The sequence below is a fragment of the Methanoplanus limicola DSM 2279 genome (assembly GCF_000243255.1).
GTDB classification, from domain to species: Archaea; Halobacteriota; Methanomicrobia; order Methanomicrobiales; family Methanomicrobiaceae; genus Methanoplanus; species Methanoplanus limicola.
Map to the genome: position 1 here is coordinate 2,897,175 of NZ_CM001436.1, position 17,659 is coordinate 2,914,833.

The 17,659-nt window shown below is 42.3% G+C and carries 17 protein-coding genes; 7 read left to right on the forward strand and 10 right to left on the reverse strand.

Going from position 1 to position 17,659, the window contains the following annotated elements:
- Nucleotides 1-652: 652 nt before the first annotated feature.
- The 6 genes from hisE to METLIM_RS13860 all read right to left on the reverse strand — a co-directional run bounded on the left by hisE (nt 653) and on the right by METLIM_RS13860 (nt 4,741).
- Complete coding sequence (hisE, locus tag METLIM_RS13835) at nt 653-943, reverse strand: phosphoribosyl-ATP diphosphatase (protein WP_004079465.1); 291 nt, start codon at nt 941-943, stop codon at nt 653-655.
- Entirely contained in the window at nt 933-1,382 is a 450-nt protein-coding gene (locus METLIM_RS13840; protein WP_004079467.1) for a NusA-like transcription termination signal-binding factor, read from the reverse strand. Before METLIM_RS13840 ends, hisE begins: the two co-directional genes overlap by 11 nt.
- Nucleotides 1,383-1,503: 121 nt before the next feature.
- Nucleotides 1,504-1,911: an alpha-crystallin domain-containing protein gene (locus METLIM_RS13845; RefSeq protein WP_004079474.1), complete on the reverse strand. Its 408-nt coding sequence runs from the start codon at nt 1,909-1,911 to the stop codon at nt 1,504-1,506.
- The gene (locus METLIM_RS13850) at nt 1,901-2,533 is read right to left on the reverse strand and encodes an ArsR/SmtB family transcription factor (RefSeq protein WP_004079477.1); all 633 of its coding nucleotides are present in this window, start codon (nt 2,531-2,533) and stop codon (nt 1,901-1,903) included. The genes METLIM_RS13845 and METLIM_RS13850 overlap by 11 nt, the downstream gene beginning before the upstream one ends.
- A gap of 34 nt (nt 2,534-2,567) precedes the next feature.
- Nucleotides 2,568-4,040, reverse strand: coding sequence for an IMP dehydrogenase (gene guaB / locus METLIM_RS13855; RefSeq protein ID WP_004079479.1), 1,473 nt, complete (start codon nt 4,038-4,040; stop codon nt 2,568-2,570).
- Nucleotides 4,041-4,054: 14 nt separating this feature from the next.
- Complete coding sequence (locus METLIM_RS13860; RefSeq protein WP_004079482.1) at nt 4,055-4,741, reverse strand: (5-formylfuran-3-yl)methyl phosphate synthase; 687 nt, start codon at nt 4,739-4,741, stop codon at nt 4,055-4,057.
- 132 nt (nt 4,742-4,873) lie between these two features.
- Between METLIM_RS13860 and METLIM_RS13865 the strand changes: the two genes are divergently transcribed.
- From METLIM_RS13865 to METLIM_RS13875, 3 genes are all read left to right on the forward strand, one after another.
- Complete coding sequence (locus tag METLIM_RS13865; RefSeq protein ID WP_004079484.1) at nt 4,874-5,548, forward strand: HisA/HisF-related TIM barrel protein; 675 nt, start codon at nt 4,874-4,876, stop codon at nt 5,546-5,548.
- Nucleotides 5,542-6,156, forward strand: a complete 615-nt coding sequence (tmk, locus tag METLIM_RS13870) for a dTMP kinase (protein ID WP_004079486.1) — start codon at nt 5,542-5,544, stop codon at nt 6,154-6,156. Before METLIM_RS13865 ends, tmk begins: the two co-directional genes overlap by 7 nt.
- Before the next feature lie 126 nt (nt 6,157-6,282).
- Nucleotides 6,283-7,665, forward strand: a complete 1,383-nt coding sequence (locus METLIM_RS13875) for a PAS domain-containing protein (protein WP_004079488.1) — start codon at nt 6,283-6,285, stop codon at nt 7,663-7,665.
- Nucleotides 7,666-7,921: 256 nt separating this feature from the next.
- Here the strand turns inward: METLIM_RS13875 and METLIM_RS13880 are convergent, their stop codons facing one another.
- The gene (locus METLIM_RS13880) at nt 7,922-10,531 is read right to left on the reverse strand and encodes a valine--tRNA ligase (RefSeq protein ID WP_004079490.1); all 2,610 of its coding nucleotides are present in this window, start codon (nt 10,529-10,531) and stop codon (nt 7,922-7,924) included.
- 207 nt (nt 10,532-10,738) lie between these two features.
- Here METLIM_RS13880 and METLIM_RS13885 point away from each other — a divergent pair, with 207 nt between their 5' ends.
- Nucleotides 10,739-11,914, forward strand: coding sequence for a TIGR00297 family protein (locus tag METLIM_RS13885; RefSeq protein WP_004079492.1), 1,176 nt, complete (start codon nt 10,739-10,741; stop codon nt 11,912-11,914).
- Between the two features lie 148 nt (nt 11,915-12,062).
- On the opposite strand, the gene METLIM_RS13890 is transcribed toward METLIM_RS13885, so the two are convergent.
- A complete protein-coding gene (locus tag METLIM_RS13890; protein WP_004079493.1) occupies nt 12,063-12,953 on the reverse strand; it encodes a DUF7847 domain-containing protein in 891 nt (296 codons plus the stop codon).
- 2 nt (nt 12,954-12,955) lie between these two features.
- Nucleotides 12,956-13,546, reverse strand: a complete 591-nt coding sequence (locus tag METLIM_RS13895) for a pyruvate kinase alpha/beta domain-containing protein (protein ID WP_004079495.1) — start codon at nt 13,544-13,546, stop codon at nt 12,956-12,958.
- A 203-nt stretch (nt 13,547-13,749) separates the two neighbouring features.
- On the opposite strand from METLIM_RS13895, the gene METLIM_RS13900 reads away from it, so the two are divergent.
- The 3 genes from METLIM_RS13900 (at nt 13,750) to METLIM_RS13910 (ending at nt 16,244) form a co-directional block, all read left to right on the forward strand.
- The gene (locus tag METLIM_RS13900) at nt 13,750-14,925 is read left to right on the forward strand and encodes a redox-regulated ATPase YchF (RefSeq protein WP_004079497.1); all 1,176 of its coding nucleotides are present in this window, start codon (nt 13,750-13,752) and stop codon (nt 14,923-14,925) included.
- Between the two features lie 163 nt (nt 14,926-15,088).
- Nucleotides 15,089-15,754 carry a class I SAM-dependent methyltransferase gene (locus tag METLIM_RS13905; protein WP_004079498.1) on the forward strand — a complete coding sequence of 222 codons (666 nt, stop codon included), beginning with the start codon at nt 15,089-15,091 and terminating at the stop codon, nt 15,752-15,754.
- A gap of 169 nt (nt 15,755-15,923) precedes the next feature.
- Nucleotides 15,924-16,244 carry a hypothetical protein gene (locus tag METLIM_RS13910; RefSeq protein ID WP_004079500.1) on the forward strand — a complete coding sequence of 107 codons (321 nt, stop codon included), beginning with the start codon at nt 15,924-15,926 and terminating at the stop codon, nt 16,242-16,244.
- Between the two features lie 113 nt (nt 16,245-16,357).
- Here the strand turns inward: METLIM_RS13910 and METLIM_RS13915 are convergent, their stop codons facing one another.
- Nucleotides 16,358-17,641 carry a hypothetical protein gene (locus tag METLIM_RS13915; protein ID WP_004079502.1) on the reverse strand — a complete coding sequence of 428 codons (1,284 nt, stop codon included), beginning with the start codon at nt 17,639-17,641 and terminating at the stop codon, nt 16,358-16,360.
- Nucleotides 17,642-17,659: the final 18 nt, after the last annotated feature.

A 17,659-nucleotide genomic window follows, 5' to 3' on the forward strand; every position in this document is an offset into this window, starting at 1 on the left:
GATCAACCAGAATTAATTGTTTGAAGTACTTACACTTCGGCACACTATCGATATTTTCACTAGTTTATCTAAAAGGAATTAGCGGTTATTAAACAAATTTCCGCATTGTCAGTGCCAACGTCAGAACCGACACCCCCATCCGGGTGCTTTCGGTTCTCCATCTAAGAATCGAGGTAACAATGTTAGGTTTATTGTTATATAAACACATTGTTTTGCGATTTCTTTGAAAAGCAGAGGAACGCATAATTCAGCGAATCCACTTTTTGCTTTGCAGTCACCTGTAAAAGAACTTACAGGCTTTCCCGAATCCACAGTTGCAGCCACCCTGAGGCGTCTGTCACCGGAATACTTCGGCCTTACAATGTTGTATGCCGCCACATATAAACCCTTGCAGGAAATTAAGAAAATGAACAGACAAACAGGATCACCCACAGGAAAAAAACGGCAGAACAGCGTTATTTCATGAACTTTTGATCACTCGCGCAAATAACACCCAATAAGTAAACAGACAAAAGAGTACACAACACAGAATGTAAAAAAATCCTCATAAGTAATTTAACTTACGTCAAAAACGACATTAAAACGCATAAAAATCCGGAAAAATGCAGAATTTTAAAAAAATCAGATTAAAATAATTAAAAACAGGAAAAAATTACTTCCTGCGGGATTCAAGTTCTGAGATAACATCTTCAAATTCGACCCCAATTCTTTTCAGTGCAAGCATAAGATGAAAGATCAGATCAGCTGCTTCATAGACCTTCTGATCATAATCCGGATTTTTCGCTGCGATTATAAACTCCGCAGATTCCTCACCGACCTTTTCAAGGGCTTTATCAATACCCTTCCTGTGACGGAGAATATCAACAATATAACTTTTTTCAGGAGGATTTAGCTCCCGATCACACATAATCTGCCATAATTCATCAAAAATATCAGTCCTCACACTTCACCTCCGGTACAAGACGTATTTCACCTATACTTTTTCCAAAATATCTCTGTATAAGAATTCTCGCTTTCTCAACATTACAGCCACCCTTACCTATTGCAATACCAAGATCAGACCGTGATACAACCGAAATCATAACATTGCCCCCCTCATCCTCACAGAGATCTTTTACAACAGCCGGCTTGAGAACATTACTGACAAAAGAGCAGATATCCTCATCATGTTCAACCATCTCAATCCTTCTGCCAAGCACCTTCTGAAGCTTCTTGATATTGGCACCGTTTTTACCGATTGCAATACCCATATCGCCTTTCTTTATCACATATATTATTCTGTCAAAAGGTTCATCAATAACGCAGTCAAGAGCAGTTGATCTTGTAATAATTCTTAATTCTTCGATATATCTTCTTTCTTTAAAACCAAGTAAACTTTGCATTAAATATCCGCATAGTATTGGTTTTCATCTGATTAATGAGTTATCTGAAAAAACAAGAAAAAAACATCTGCATGAAGACATATGTATAAAAAATATACTGACTGAAATTAAAAAAAAGTGATTACTGTGCTTTCGCACATACAATATCCAGTATCCCGTTCTTAGCCACAAAATTACTCTGACCGGCATCAATACTGCACGGAAGATCAACTCTGACCTCCACACCATCAACGATTATTTTAATAAATTCAGGCTGGATATCAACATCAGGCAGATCAACAATATCAGAAGGAAGAGACACAGTCACATATATCTTCTCAGGACCGTCAATCACTTCATAATCAACCCCTTCATCATCGCCTAAATCATCTTCATCATCAGAACGGAAAACAAAGGGCTCTCCACCATTACCGGTAATTATTGTGCAGCCCAAAAACCGGGCATTCTCCGAGAACGGAAGACTGCTAATTATATCTTCCATCGCCTTTGCAAAATTTCTTAAAATATCATCATTGGGTTCACGTTTCATAATTACCACACAATTTATACAGGTCGCCTGATCTCTCCACAATACCATTCTCAGTCAGTTTTCTGAGTAAAACCATCAGATCGTCACCGGAAATACCACAGAATTCTTCCAGGTCCTCAACAGACATATCATATCCGGCCAGTGCAGTTATAAGATTAAACTCTGCCTCACTATTAATTATTTCTTTGCAGAAAACCTTTAAATCGCGTATTTTTTTCTCAATATCCCTCTCAAGGTAATCGAGATCAACAAGGATTTCGTCACGCGATTTCACCATTTTACGAATAATTCCGGTTTTATTAAAGAGAGTCAACTTAAAATCTTCAGTTTCATTCTCAAAATTATGACCCGCGGCCACCAGATCCTCAATATTCACAGTAATCCGGAAATCCCTCGACAGATGGTAATACTTCCTCCTGTTAACCTCATCACCATGTGAGATAAGGATACTTTCCCTCTCCATAATCTGGAGATGCTCTATTACGGCCTTCGGACTTATCATAAGTCTGTCCGAAATCTCGGTAACAAAACAGGGTTTCTGCCTTAAGAGCTGAATAATTCTTCTCCTGTTTCTGTTACCGAGAATATCAAGAAGGCGGGATACCTCATCACCTTCCAACATATTTACCAAATGTTAAGAAAAACAATATATATATTTATTTGTTATCAGGCAACCTGTAATTTGGTGCCTCATCTGTAATCAGAATATCATGCGGATGGCTCTCCACCTGTCCGGCAGATGTTATCCTGATAAATTCTCCATTTTCACGGAGATCTCTGATTTTTGCAGAGCCGGTATATCCCATAGCAGATTTAAGACCGCCGGTAAGCTGATAGATAATATCCGAAACTTCACCGACATACGGTGTCGCGCCCTCAATACCCTCAGGAACAAACTTTGTCTGCCCAATACCCTTCTTCTGGAAGTAACGGTCACTTGACTGACCGCCGGTCATCACACCAAGTGAACCCATGCCGCGGTACTGCTTATATCTTCTTCCCTTAATTGCAATAATCCTGCCGGGAGACTCATCTGTACCGGCGAGAAGACTTCCAAGCATAACACATTCGGCACCTGCCGCAATTGCCTTTGCAACGTCACCGCTGTACCTGATACCGCCATCTGCAATTACAGGAACATCATATTCCATACATGCCTGTGCAACAGAAGCAATTGCAGTAATCTGTGGGACACCTACACCCGCAACAACCCTCGTAGTACAGATTGAACCAGGGCCGATACCAACCTTAAGGGCATCTATCTCACCGGAATATGCATCAGCAGCCGAAGATGTTGCAATATTTCCGGCAATAACATCAGCTTTGACACTTCCTTTGATCTCCTTTATTGATTTTACGACATTGAGATTGTGCCCATGAGCACAGTCAGCAACAAGTGCATCAACGCCAGCCTCATCCAGCATAACTGCCCTCTCAAAATCAAAAGGACCAACAGCTGCAGAAACTCTCAGGTTGCCATCCTTATCGCGGTTCGCATCAGGATACTGATTCTTCTCAAGAAGATCCTGCATGGTCATGATACCGAGTATTCCGCCGTCAGACGATGTCACAGGAAGTCTCTCAACTTTATTGTTGTACATAACCTCAATGGCATCCTCAAGTGAAATGTCCTCATTGACAGTGATCGGCCCCGAAGTCATCACTGTCCGGATATTTTCAGCGCCCTTCTTGGACGCAATCCACCTGAGATCCCTGCGGCTGACAATACCAACGACCTTACCGTTCTCAATAACAGGCACACCGCTGATATTATTCTCATTCATCAGATAGTCAACATCAGAGACTGTGGAATTAATATCAACCGTAACAACATTGCGTTCAATGAAATCTTCAGCCTGCTTGACCTTCCGGACCTCCTCAACTTCCTTATCAGGAGCCATATTTCTGTGAATGACACCAATAGCGCCCAGACGTGCAAGCGCAACTGCCATCCCCGACTCAGTGACTGTATCCATTGCCGCAGAAACAAAGGGTATTGTTACACCAATGTTACGGGTGAATCTGGACTTAATATTTGTCTGACTTGGTTCAACCTGCGATGCAGCAGGAATCAGCAGAACATCGTCAAAGGTATATCCGGTCTCCATCTCAAGTTTATTTTTGTACATAACTTACCTAAAAATCACCTTACAAGGTTTAGAGCTTTCTCAACAAGTTCAGGTTTTATCACCGCACTTCTGTCGCCGCCGCATACCATGCCACGGACCCCGATAATTTCCGGATTAATCTTCTTTAGTGTTTCAATATCTTCAAACTTTAGTGAACCTGCAAGCGCAGTCTGTAATGAAAGGGAACGGTTCATCTCCGTAAATTCAGTAAGTTCTGATTCACTCAGGAAATCAAAGAGACCTTTGCCGTCCTTTACCGCAGTATCGATCATAGCGACATCTGCACCGGCTTTTGCTGCCAGCGGAGCCATCTCAAACGGAGAAATTGCATCAACGCGGTCGTAATCAGCATAAGATGCAATAACTACTGTCTTTTCAGGGAATCTCCACTTCACTCCTTTTACAACCGCTTCAATAAACTCAAGCGCGTTCCCTTCCCCCTCAAACATAAGGCCGACTTTAACATAATCAGCGCCTGCGCTTGCAGCACCGAAAGCAGACTGGGAAGCACTGCCGGGTTTAAAGCTGTAATCACCAATTGCCGCGCTGACCGGTTTTTCACTCAGCGATTTAATCTCTGAGATAACCCACGGGAAATTTGCACCTAATGAACCTTCAGAAGGTTTTTTAACGTCAACAATATCTGCAGCAAGTGAATATTTTGCCTCTGCAACACTGCTTGGACTGACCAATAAATCCATAATAAAATTTGGTTATATCACATAATAGTGATTTTTGTATTAACCTCATTTTTCAGCCCATATAGACACATAATTCTAATTATTTTAAAATAAATAAAATTGATGCCTTCTCCGGATAAATAATTCCTGATAATGAAAATAATTCTTGCCGTTGATATTAAAGGAGGAGAGGTCGTTCATGGCTATAAGGGCAGAAGGGAGATCTACAAACCTCTTGACTGGGGGCTTGCCGGGAGCACAAAACCTTCAGAATATCTGACTGAACTGAAGGTCAAATATCCATATCTGGCCGATCTTGACAGAATATGCAGAGATAGTGACAACAATTCAGCAGTTCTTTCATGCAGGGACTGTGGAGAGTATTCCTATCTCAACCGCGGGGCAGAAACTCCTTCAGAAGCACTGAAAGAACCATGGATAAAAAATGTAATTTCCACCGAGACATGCAGAGGAAATCCTGAGGATTACACTGATTTTGATTATTTCAGCGTTGTTGTGAAGGACGGAAGAGCGCTTCCGGATGGAAAAAATCCGGCAGCAGTCCTGAAAGAAGCCTCCAAAGCCGGTTTTGAGGGCCTTATTGTCTTAAACCTCTCAAGTGTGGGTGCAGAGGATTCCATGGGCAGCCTCAGTATTGAGGAGGTAAGAAGTGCATATGAGGGGACACTACTCTACGGCGGAGGTGTAAACTCAGTTGAGGACCTGTTAAGGCTTCAGGATGCCGGAATTAACGGCGCAATCATAGCAACTGCAGTCCACAAAGGCAGAGTTCCCCTAAAATACGTTCAGGAGGGCAGAATTTGCTGATTACAATTGAGGGCATCGACGGCAGCGGGAAGTCGTCCCTGCTTGAGGGCTTAAAATCTGAATTATCCGATCTTGATGTGGTATATACAAGAGAACCCGGTTCGACATGGATTGGTGAACAGGTGAGGCGCGGGATTGCAGAGAATATCGACCCTGTTGCAGAAGCACTTTTGTTCTGTGCAGATCATGCAGCGCATCTTGGAGAGGTTATAAAGCCGTCACTGAAGGAAAACAGAATAATAATATCTGACAGGTACACCGATTCAAGATTTGCATACCAGGCAGTCACACTCAAAAAGATACTCCCTGAACCTATGCAGTGGTTAAAAGATGTCCATGAGGGCTGGACAATAAAACCGGACAGGACATTTCTTCTTGTGCTGCCTGTTGAAGAAGCACTCGCACGGCTGAAGAAAGACCGTGAAAAGCCTGAACATTTTGAATGCGGAAATGTACTCAGAGAGGTACTGAACAATTACCTTGAGATAGTAGAGAAAGACCCTGAAAGATTCATATTAATTGACGCTCTGAAAAACAGGGAAGAGATAATTAAATTCGTGGCAGACTGCATCAGGCAGATGCCGGATAAGCAGAAGGGTAAGAGATAGAAATTCCTGCCGGCCAGATAAAAAAATACACAGATCTGGAAAAAATCGTTAGCAATTATTACCATTCAGAGCAAATAATATCTGACAATAGGATCACGGGGTGAGCAGAAACTGAAAAAAGTCCTGATGGCAGTGGAAGATATAAAATCCACAATGGAACTGAAAAAGACCCTCAGGAAATATAATTATGAGGTACTTGCATTATCCATCGACAGCTGTGACCTGATCTTTCGGACAGCCGGGGAAAAACCCGACATTTTGATTATTGATACTGATATAGTCGGAAAAATATCGCCCCTTGATGCCGGTAAAAAAATAATCCGCAACCACAAAAAACCTGTAATATTCATAATAAACTCCAGTAATGAAGGTATTGCAGATGAACTGAAGAGAATTGGCCCCTGCGGGATACTGATAAAGCCTTTTTCAGAAGAGGAAATACTCCACAGTCTTGGTGTTGCCCTTAAAATCAATAAAGCGGAGCGTGACCGCATAAAAAGACTTGAGACCTCAAATACAGATCCTATAATGGCGGCCCTTGACAGAATAAATGAACCTGCACTCACAATAAACCGGCGCGGAGCAATTACAAGGGTAAACCATGAGATGGAGTTTTTTTCCGGATATAAAAAAAATGAGATTGTCGGAAGAAAACTTATAAATTTTTTCAATACCCCGGAATATTCATCTGAATCAGAAGAAGAAACTGCAGTATGGCCTGATAAGATCCAATTCAGAAAAAATAACGGCACTCTGGAAAATGTGAGTATAAACTCCGGATTTACATTATCATACAGAACCAACTTTGAAGAGCAGATAATAATCTTAAGAGAGAAGAAGGATTCCGGATTATCCGGGGAGTTACACACAGATAAAATCTGTTCTGTATTTATGGAAAATATTGACGAGATCTTCTTTGCTGTTGACCGGGACTATAAAATAATAAAATACAATAATAAATTTGCTGAAATTGCAAAAAAATTAAATATTACAAAATTTCAGCTCACAAGACCACTCTATGAGACCGGAAATTTCTCAAAACTGCTAAATATTGGAGATTATGAAGATATATTCAGAACCGGACATAACAGGAACAGAATAGGAAAATTTTCCGGTAAAAACAGGACTCTTATAATAAGTTATACCTATCTGCCGGTTTTTGAAGAGGATGAAAATAAGGTCTCGGCCGTGATTACGGTGATAAAGGATATAACTTCCGTTGAAGAAGCAAAGAGGGATTCAGAAGAGATGTACAGGGAGTATGTCCAGAACCGGGAATTCTTAAATAATATTCATGGATCTATAGGCGGAATAAGGACATCATTGTATAAAATAATTAAATTTGTTGAGAAAAACCCGCAGAAATTAAGAGATCCCGTATTCAAAGAGATTGCGGGTTATTCAGATGAAGCGGAATCCAACCTGAGAACCTTTGACAGGCTGTGGTCAAAGTATGAATCAGGAATGAAAAATACCTATAAACCCGGAAGAAAACAGTTAAAAAAATAAAATAAAAAAAAATGTAATTCAAATCAGATTATTTGATCTTTTTCTCAAGCTTCTTGAGTTTCTTCTTTGCAGCCTGACTGCCCGCAGCCACCTGCTTTGCGAGTTCCTCTGCCTTTGCCTTCTTAACTTTGTTAAGTTTTCCCAGTTGTTTTTTACTCGCTGCGGATATAATATTACCTCACTGTACCTTTAACCGGTTTACTTTATCTCACTTCTCATACGAGTTCAGAGATAACAGTTCCAAAAATAAAAATAATTATTCCTTCTTCTGAACAGTCAGAATAACATCATCAGTCAGTGTCAGGAGATCAACCTTCTCACCCGCAACACTGTATGAATATACAGGCTCAAAGGAATTCTCTAAAACCTCAGTTTCAACGCCATCCATAATTACAGTCCTGGGAGGCGTAATCTTCTCATCCTCTGTAAGTGCCCTTATAGCATTCATATATGCATTGGCCTGCTTTCTGAACTTAGGCCCGATAAGTCCAAAATTAAATCTTACATCCGATACCGATTTTATGAGTTCAGGCTTCTCGCACTTCCACTCAACATCTGCATTGAGAGTAGATGACGCATCGCCGCCGTCATTTATCTCATACGGAGAATACACCACAATATGTCCCAGAGGGGCATTCAGTGCAAAACCTTCGTCATGCTTATAACGTCGGACCTCTGATACAACCCTTACAAGAAGATCTCCCTGTACTTCAGCATCCGAATCAGAATACTCATAGTCAACCCAGGTCCGTTCATGGACACTCTCCTTCCCGCCGGTTAGATGCTTGTAGCACTCCTCTGCAAAGAACGGAGTGATCGGGGCAAGCATTCTGCACAACGCATCAACCGATGTCTTCAGGGCAAAAAGTGCGCTCTCTTTACCTTCACCGCTGCCATACAGGCGTCCCTTAACCATCTCAATATAATTGTCTGCAAAGATCTCCCTTGCAAACTCACGGATGGTCTTTACAGCCCGGTCATACTGGTAAGAGTCCATCGACTCTGTGACTTCGGATATTGCAGATGAAAGTTTTGCCATAAGCCAGCGGTCTGAAAGCACAGTCGGCCTGTCTGCGATCATTCCCTCTTCTGCCTTATCCAGGTGCATAATGACAAACCTTGTGATATTCCACATCTTTGTCTGGAACCTTGCCGCAGCGATGACATCATTCCATGAGAACACGATATCCTGTCCCGTTGCAGCACCGCTTGCACTCCACTGTCTGAAGGCATCCGCGCCGTGTTTTGAGAGCACTTCCTCCGGCACAATGATATTTCCACGGCTCTTTGACATCTTAAAGCCATCATCACCAAGAACCATACCATTCACAAGGATCTCATCCCACGGATGACCTCCTCCTGTCAGTGCCCCTGCACGAAGAATTGTGTAAAATGCCCATGTCCTGATGATATCATGCCCCTGCGGGCGGATCTGTGCCGGGAAATATTCAGGTACAGACTTACCGTCCCAGCCTGTAATATTCAGGACAGATATTGATGAATCCATCCAGGTATCCAAAACATCAGTCTCACCGGAAAAGTCAGTGCAGCCGCACTTTGGACATGGTCTCTTTGGCCTGTCAACCGTTGGATCAACCGGGAGATCCTCTTCATCAGGCAGCATGACTTCCCCGCATTTATTGCAGAACCAGACCGGAATCGGGGTTGCAAAGATTCTCTGCCTTGAGATGCACCAGTCCCACTCCATCTGTGAAGCCCAGTTTTCAAGGCGCATCTTCATATGCTCGGGCGTCCACCGGATTTTATCAGCGGCTTTCAGGATCTCATCATTGTGCACCTTTACAAACCACTGCCTCTCGGAGAGGATTTCAATCGGAGTTTTGCATCTCCAGCATGCTCCGACGCGCTGTTCGAGATCTTCCTGTCTCTTTAATATGCCTTTCTCCGCCATCTCGGAGAGAATACCATTCCTGCACTCCTGAGAGGTCATGCCCGCGTAAGGCCCTGCAATAGCAGTCATACGGCCTTTAAGATCAATTGCCTTTCTGAGATCAAGGTTATGCTTCTTCCACCAGTGGACATCCTGTTTGTCTCCAAAGGTACAGATCATAACCGCACCGCTACCAAAGGAAGGGTCAACAGCTTCATCTTCTATTACCTTTACGCCATGGCCAAAGATTGGAACTTTAAGTGTCTTACCGGAGATTTCGGAATAGCGATTGTCATCCGGATGAACGGCAACTGCAACACAGGCGGCAAGAAGTTCCGGCCTTGTTGTTGCTATCTCAACACCGTCAAAATCAAAGAAGTTGAGTTTTGTTGTCCTGTCCTCATATGATACTTCAGCGAATGCAATCGCAGTTTCACAGCGGGTACAGAAATTTACAGGATGCTCACTCTGGTAAACATCACCATTTTCAAACATCCTCAGGAAGGACAGTTGTGTCTTGCCGTAATACTCCGGGAGCATTGTAATGTATTCATTGCTCCAGTCGTTTGAGAAACCGCATCTGCGCATGGATTTGCGCATCTTTTCAATATTTTCCAGGGTCAGTTCACGGCACATCTCACGAAACTCTGTTCTTGGAACATCATTTTTCGTGATGCCATGAGTCTCCTCAACCTTCACTTCAGTTGGAAGTCCGTGGCAGTCCCAGCCCTGCGGGAACATGACATTATAGCCGTTCATACGCTTATAACGGGCAATAAAATCGATATAACACCAGTTAAAGGCATTACCAATATGAAAATTTCCTGTAGGGTAAGGCGGCGGGGTATCTATTATAAATCGCGGCTTTGAAGAATTTCTGTCAAAATAATAATTCTCTTCCTTCCATATTCCAAGCCACCTCTCCTCTACCTCCAGAGGATCGTAATTTTTTGGTATTTCTCCGGTATCAGACATTTCCTAAAAATTTGTCTCTATTATCTCATATACTAATCGAAGATCTGCCGCAGTAATGGCAGACATAAGATGATTAAAAGAATGATACGGGTCTGCACCGGAAATAAAAGAACCAATTACAGGAGAAATCACAGCCATTCACTAATCAGGTCAGTATAATTAAGGATAAAATACAAAATTACTACATATATGCTTCAACGGCCGGATATGTGGGTAGTTGCAATATTATCCGCAATTGCAATCGTTATCGCACCTTTTGTACAGCCACCGTTCATACTTGCATTAATTACAATTCTCATCAGCGGAGTATTTTATTTCATCCGGAATACAAGATACCCGGCAATAGGGATCAGTATTGTAGCCCTGTTATACGGCATTAATATCATTCCGGCTGTTGTATTTCTCACCACTCTTGCAATTGTGATTCTTGGCGAGGCTGCCTACAGAATTTGGCCGAGGGACGATAATTATTCATATCTTGCATATCTCGTTGTCGCAAGCGCAGGCGCGGTCTTTGCATCCTATTATCTGGGCTACTTCAACCTGCTTACTCCGATTACAGGGGTTGTTGTGGCTGCATTATTAAAATCAATATTAAAAGGAAGGGAAGATACGATTATGATTGAGTGCCTCGGCACTGCAATGACTATGTATCTCTTCTATGACCTCAGATATTTCGTGGATTTCGATCTCCTGATGTCTGCAATAATCATCTCATTTATCTTTGCCTTTATCTCCTACAAGATGAAGGCGGCAGATATGTCAGGACTACTGAGCGCAGCCCTTATGGGAATACTGATAATAGTCTTTGCTGATGTAAGGTGGTTTCTGGTAATGCTCACCTTTTTTATACTTGGGGCAGGGTTTACAAAGTTCAAATATGAAAAGAAGAAATCTGAGGGTGTTGCAGAATCAAAGGGCGGAGTCAGAGGTTTTATCAATGTTTTTGCAAACGGACTTGTATCGCTCTGTGCTGCTGTGCTTTACGGGATATCTCCCGAACCTATGTATATTGCCCTGTTTATCGGCAGTGTTGCCGCGGCTATGGCTGACACTTCCGCAAGTGAACTTGGAATGCTTGGAAAAACACCATACCTGATAACTTCATTCAAAAAAGTCCCTAAAGGAACAGACGGTGGTGTGACACTTTTTGGTGAGGTTGCAGCAACCCTTGCTGCATTTATCGTCTGTATTATCGCATTTATGCTGGGCGCAATTCCGCCTGAGATGGTGCTTGCAGGCACTGCCGCAGGATTTGTCGGGACAAATGTGGACAGTTTTATCGGCGCAACCCTTGAAAGAAGAGGAATTATCGGAAATGCAGGGACAAATATTACCTGCACACTCGCCGGCGGACTCTTCGCTATGGCCTTTTACATATGATAACAGAGCTGCAATACAAAAAGTGCAGTGATGAAATGTGCTCAGCTATTTTTTACGGCAACCCGGAATAATAACCAAAATTCCGGACAGGAAATCAAAACCTTTACGCATCAGATAAAAATTTAAAATGAAATTTTAGTGCACTCCGTCAGGAGTACTTATACCATCTTCCCTTCTCATCATATTCTCCCTGTCCGGCAATACCTTCTTCTGCCGCAATGTCAGGGGAATCAGGTGAAATGACAAGCGGAATCTCTGCACCTTCAAGATATTTCCTGTAAAATACCGCTTTAAAAGGCAGCATCACTGAAATTATCAGCATTGAACCGACAGAGTAAATTAAGGAAGTGACCATAATACCCGTATCTCCAAGCATTGAGAATAACATTTCAGGGTCTGCCGAATATTCACTCATCTCTTCGGCTGACATCTCTGTCAGCGGCATAAGCTCATCTGCAAGAAGACCTGACCAGACAATTGCAAGTCCGAATACCAGAACAAGAGAGAGCAGAATAAGAACAAGAAAAAAACCCGCGACATTGAAGGGTTTTAGCATCACTCCGGTGATGCTCTTCTTAATAGACTCAAATACCTTAAGATCTGAAAATACTGCTGCTGTATCAAAAAAGAATACCAGAATAAGGCATGGGATGAAGAATATAAATCCGGATATTACAGAGAGCATCTGACCTGAAGATCCTGCAAGACTCCCGGGAATCATCACTATGAAGATGAAGAGAAATGCAGCGAATGATATGAAGACTGCCGGCAGTAGTACCCTGAAATAATATCTCAGCCCTTCCCTGAAGTAAGCCGCAGGAGAATAATTTCCGGATTTTATCGATCCATAGGTTGCAGCTATAAAAAATGGCATTGCCACAAGCCACATCATGAGCACCTTATCGCCATAAAACGAGAGCGTTTCTGTCATTGAGAACCACATCGTCATAAAAGCAAATATCGCAGAAACTATTCCGGCAATCCAGATAACAGGGTACCTGAGGAGTTTTAATCCTTCATGCAGAGATTCAAATCCCATATTCAGCGATTCCTCGGCATTGCTACGATCTCACGGACCTGAAGATCGAAATATCCGGAAGTATGCGAGGGTCTGATTACGCACACCGTATCCGCACCTGTGGCTGTTCCTCCAACTGCAATTACTTCGTCAGTAACCGGAATTTCACCCTGATCTGCGGCGATGAGTGTGCATTCTACAGCAACTTTAAGACCGACAGCGACCGTCCTTCTGAGTGCTTCTGCTATGGCTTCTGATCTTGAAGAACCGCCAAGTTTTGCTCTGCCCGAGATTGCTCTTTCAAGTCCTGACAGGACATGAGTGCCTTTGATTACACGCACACCTTCACTTTCAAGTTTATCTGCGAAGTTTTTCGGGAATTCCCAGACTCCGGGAGCAGAAAAGCCAACAACATGCGTAACAACAATAAGGGAGATATCTGTACCCTTTACTGCATCAGAAAATATCTCTGCACTGCCGCCTTTTGTGCTTGCGACAATAATTGTCTTTATTCCAAGTTCCTCTGCACGCTCCACTGCAAAAGAAGCACAGTCTTTTGTATTAGACGGGCCGGGTTCATCGAAATAGTATGTGGTTTTTGCAGTATAACTCATACAGAAATTATCAACTGCACCGGATATATAATTTCCATGAGTATCACGCCCGGAAGAAAAGATTATGCCCGGACATCAAATTAAACAGATTGCCGGCAGGAAAGAAAATGCAGTGGTGCAGATAATTGTTACAACATTATAATAATTCATAACCGTTCGATTAATCATAATCAGGCAATATAAGAGTACAAAGGAGTAATAATATGATAAATCTGGCTATTGCAGGGAAACCGAACTGCGGCAAATCAACTTTTTATTCAGCCGCAACGATGGCTCCGGCAGAGATTGCAAATTATCCGTTTACAACAATTGATGCCAACAAGGGTGTCGCGTATGTAAGAATAGACTGCCCGTGCAGAGAGCTTGGAATTGAAGGCTGCAAAGCATGCATTAACGGGGTCAGATTTATACAGATCGGCCTTATTGACGTTGCAGGCCTTGTTCCTGATGCACATAAGGGCAAAGGACTTGGGAATAAGTTTCTTGACAACCTCAGAGAAGCGGATGCAATCCTCCATATAATCGATGCAAGCGGAGGGACAGATGAAGAGGGAAATCCGGTTGACCCGGGCAGCCATGATCCCTTAAACGACATCGGCTTTATTGAGCATGAGATGACGATGTGGGTTTATGGTCTTTTGGAGAAGAACTGGCAGAGGCTTCAGAGATCATCACAGGCAAGGACATTTTCAATAACTAATGCAGTCGCCGAGCAGCTTGCAGGCCTTTCAGTTACTGAAGAGGATGTAGTACGCGCAGAGAACGACTCAGGAGTTAACCTGAAGAACTGCACAGATGATGAACTTGTAAAATTCTGTGAATCTCTGGTATCTGCATCAAAACCCTTCCTTGTCATTGCAAACAAGTCAGACTGTGCATCCGATGAAGTTATCGCGAAATTAAAAGATGAGGAGAAGATATCAATAGCAAGCGCGGCAGGGGAACTTGCAATAAGGAAGGCTACTGAAGCAGGGTTTACCAGTTATGTGCCGGGAGATTCTGATTTTACAATATTAAATCCGGAAAAACTGAGCAAAGCGCAGAACGCAGGCCTTGAGGCCATAAGAGGTTTCATGAAAAAGGCAGGCGGCACAGGTGTCCAGCAGACGATCAACAGTGCCGTATTTGATCTTTTAGACAGAATTGTGGTATTTCCGGTTGAGGACGAGAGCAAGTACTGTGACGGCCAGGACAGAATTCTTCCGGACGCATTTCTGATGAAGAAAGGGAGCAATCCTCATGACCTCGCATATATGGTCCATACTGATATCGGTGACGGATTTCTGTATGCAGTAGATGCAAAGACAAAGATGCGCATCAAAGAGACTCATGAGCTTAAGGACGGCGATATAATAAAAATTGTATCAACAAAGAAATAACTCCTGAATTGCCGTAAACCACAGTTATTCCGGATAATCATCAGGAGAATTCATAATATCCGGAAAAAAGACAAATATTTTATTTTCAGATGAATGCCGGGCTGATCAGCAGAATAATTCCGGCAGTATATTTTTTACTGACCGGAATCAACTATCAGATCTGATGTATCCTGCAAGAATTCCGGAGATAACTGAAGATCTCTTTTCAGCAGAAGAAGCAGCGGAATACAGAACTCTGCAGGAATCTCTTCTGAAGCGCGGTCTGATCCCCCTCAAAGGAGTAACAGAAGCGGGGATAAATCACGGAACTGTCCTGGAGGTCGGCCCTGGACCGGGTTATCTTGGCCTTGAATGGCTGGGAAGCAGAGAAGTCAGACCTGATTCAGAACTGGTTGCAATTGATATAAACCGGAATATGATCGCCATTGCACGGGCCGCTTCTGACAATTACAGAGAGGAAGGTAGATATTCACTAATACAAGGGGATGCAGAGAAGATGCCTTTCTGCCGGAATACTTTTGACGGTGCTTTCTCTGCCTACTCACTTCATGAATGGAAAGACCCTGTGAATGTGATATCCGGCATTGACAGAATACTTAAAAAATCCTCTTCTGCCATAATTATTGATTTAAAAAGAAATATATTGCCAAAATTCATTCAGAAAGAAAAGAGTATGATGAGAAACCAGTCCCGCAAAAATTTTGAGTCATCAGTCAGAGCAGCATATACAGGCCATGAAATTGATGGGATCATGAGTAAAGCAGGCATCCATTATTATCATATCTGTGAAGACTCCTTTAATCTGAAAATATCCTGGAAAAAAGATTAGAGGTTTAACCCGGAAGATTGAGGAAGAGAAGGATAAATAGGAGATATGGGGAATAAGAAATGACAGATGAATGATAAGGGACAAGAGGAAACAGATGAATCGTCAGACAAACGTATGCGAAAATATGTGGAAAAACCTAAATAGAGAGAAAAGATATTAAATATTTAATATGGCAGGCGAGATCTATCAGGCACAGGTGATAAAAAATTTCTTTGACTGCATCACCGGTACTGACAGGAATCTGACAAGAATATATATGTGTGTCATAAGCCTGGCCAAACTTAGGATGGAAGACCCTGAGAAACTGTCACATATAGTAGATCAGATGAGAAAGAGCAAGCAGAAACGTGAGCTGTCAATAGATATTATTGATTATGTCTGTTCATGCGCAAATGAGATAGAGCTTGGATCTGTCCAGACTGCATTCGGAGTAAAAGAGATCTCAGAGATGGCAGATACATTCAATTCTGTATCCTTTGATTCTCTCTGAAAATTATCTGACCGGCAAAACCCTTTATAAGAACTATTTAAATTCAGAGAATATTTTTTTGGAAACTAATGATTTAAATCCGGATTATAAAAATAAATTGGAATACAGCCAGATCAGAACTTCAGTTCAACCGGACTTTTACGCCATTCATTCAGGGAAAGTTCAAGTTCTTTCATAAGTTCAGGAATTTCATTTTCTGCCTCTTCAATCCGGAATTTCAGTGATTCAGTTTCTTCCTCAAGCTTTGTGATCTCTTCAGTATTCATCTCAAACTTTACTGAGAGTTTATCAAGTTCCCTGCCGGAAGAATAACCTTCTCCCTCTTTTTTAACTGCTGCAATCTCATCAAGAGATAACTTCAGTTCATTGCAGCATGATTTAAGCTTCTCCGGGAAGACACCCGGAGATGAGAATAACTCCTCTTCGGTCTTGTTCTTGATGACATCAGGATTTGCATCAAATACGGAGGCAAGGGACGGATAAACAGATATGTACAACTCAACTGCCTCGCCCATAAGTCTGCATTTATCATTCTTCTTAGAGAGAATGTCAATCAGATTATCAACCCTGCCCGCCATCTCCTTATTATTGTCCCTTGAGAACTGATAGGAGGATTTCCGGAAGACATTTCCGGTAGAGGCTATGAGGGCTTCGTAATAGTTCTCAGCAGCAGAAAATTTCATCTCAAGCGTTTCAAGCCGCCCGATTAAATCTGCCTCCTCTGAAAATTCAGCCGAGTTCTTCAGGCCCTCCATTACAGATTCAATATCGCTTATCTCTCTTCTCAGTTCAGAGATATTATCTGCCGATTCTGAAATTTTCTCTTTATATCTCCGTATTTGACCGTATTTATCCTCAATAAAATTATACTTCCCCTTTGAAATACCGGACTTCTCCTTCATATCCACAGGAATTTTGACATCTTCAGTCATTTTATTGATAAGTTTACCTACAGAGTCAATTCCGGATTTTACAGCCTTCATCTCTTCAGGAAAGACAGCACCAAGATACCGGCCCTTACTCCGCATAATCTTTGCAGCTTCATTGACAAACGAGATCATTGAATCATAGACCTTATCAGGATCATCTGAAATCCCGGCCCCGATTGCCCTTCTCATTGAATCAATAAATTTAGGTTTTGAATTCCTTGCGACATTGAGAAGTTTTTTGTTTGGATGGGCATCATCTGAAAAATCTGCCTTCTCAAGAATATCAAGGGATTTTTTTATCGACTCAAGTGAGTCGCCGGCATTACCTGCCGCAGACATTGCAGCCCTGCGGATACTCTCCCCGGCCTCCCTTTCAGCCTCTGCAAATATTTCCGGAAGTGAGAAATATTCAATAACCTCAGATTCCGGCTCTTTCTTTGAAAAAATTTTACTTAAAAAACCTGCCATAATAAAGCCTATTTAGTT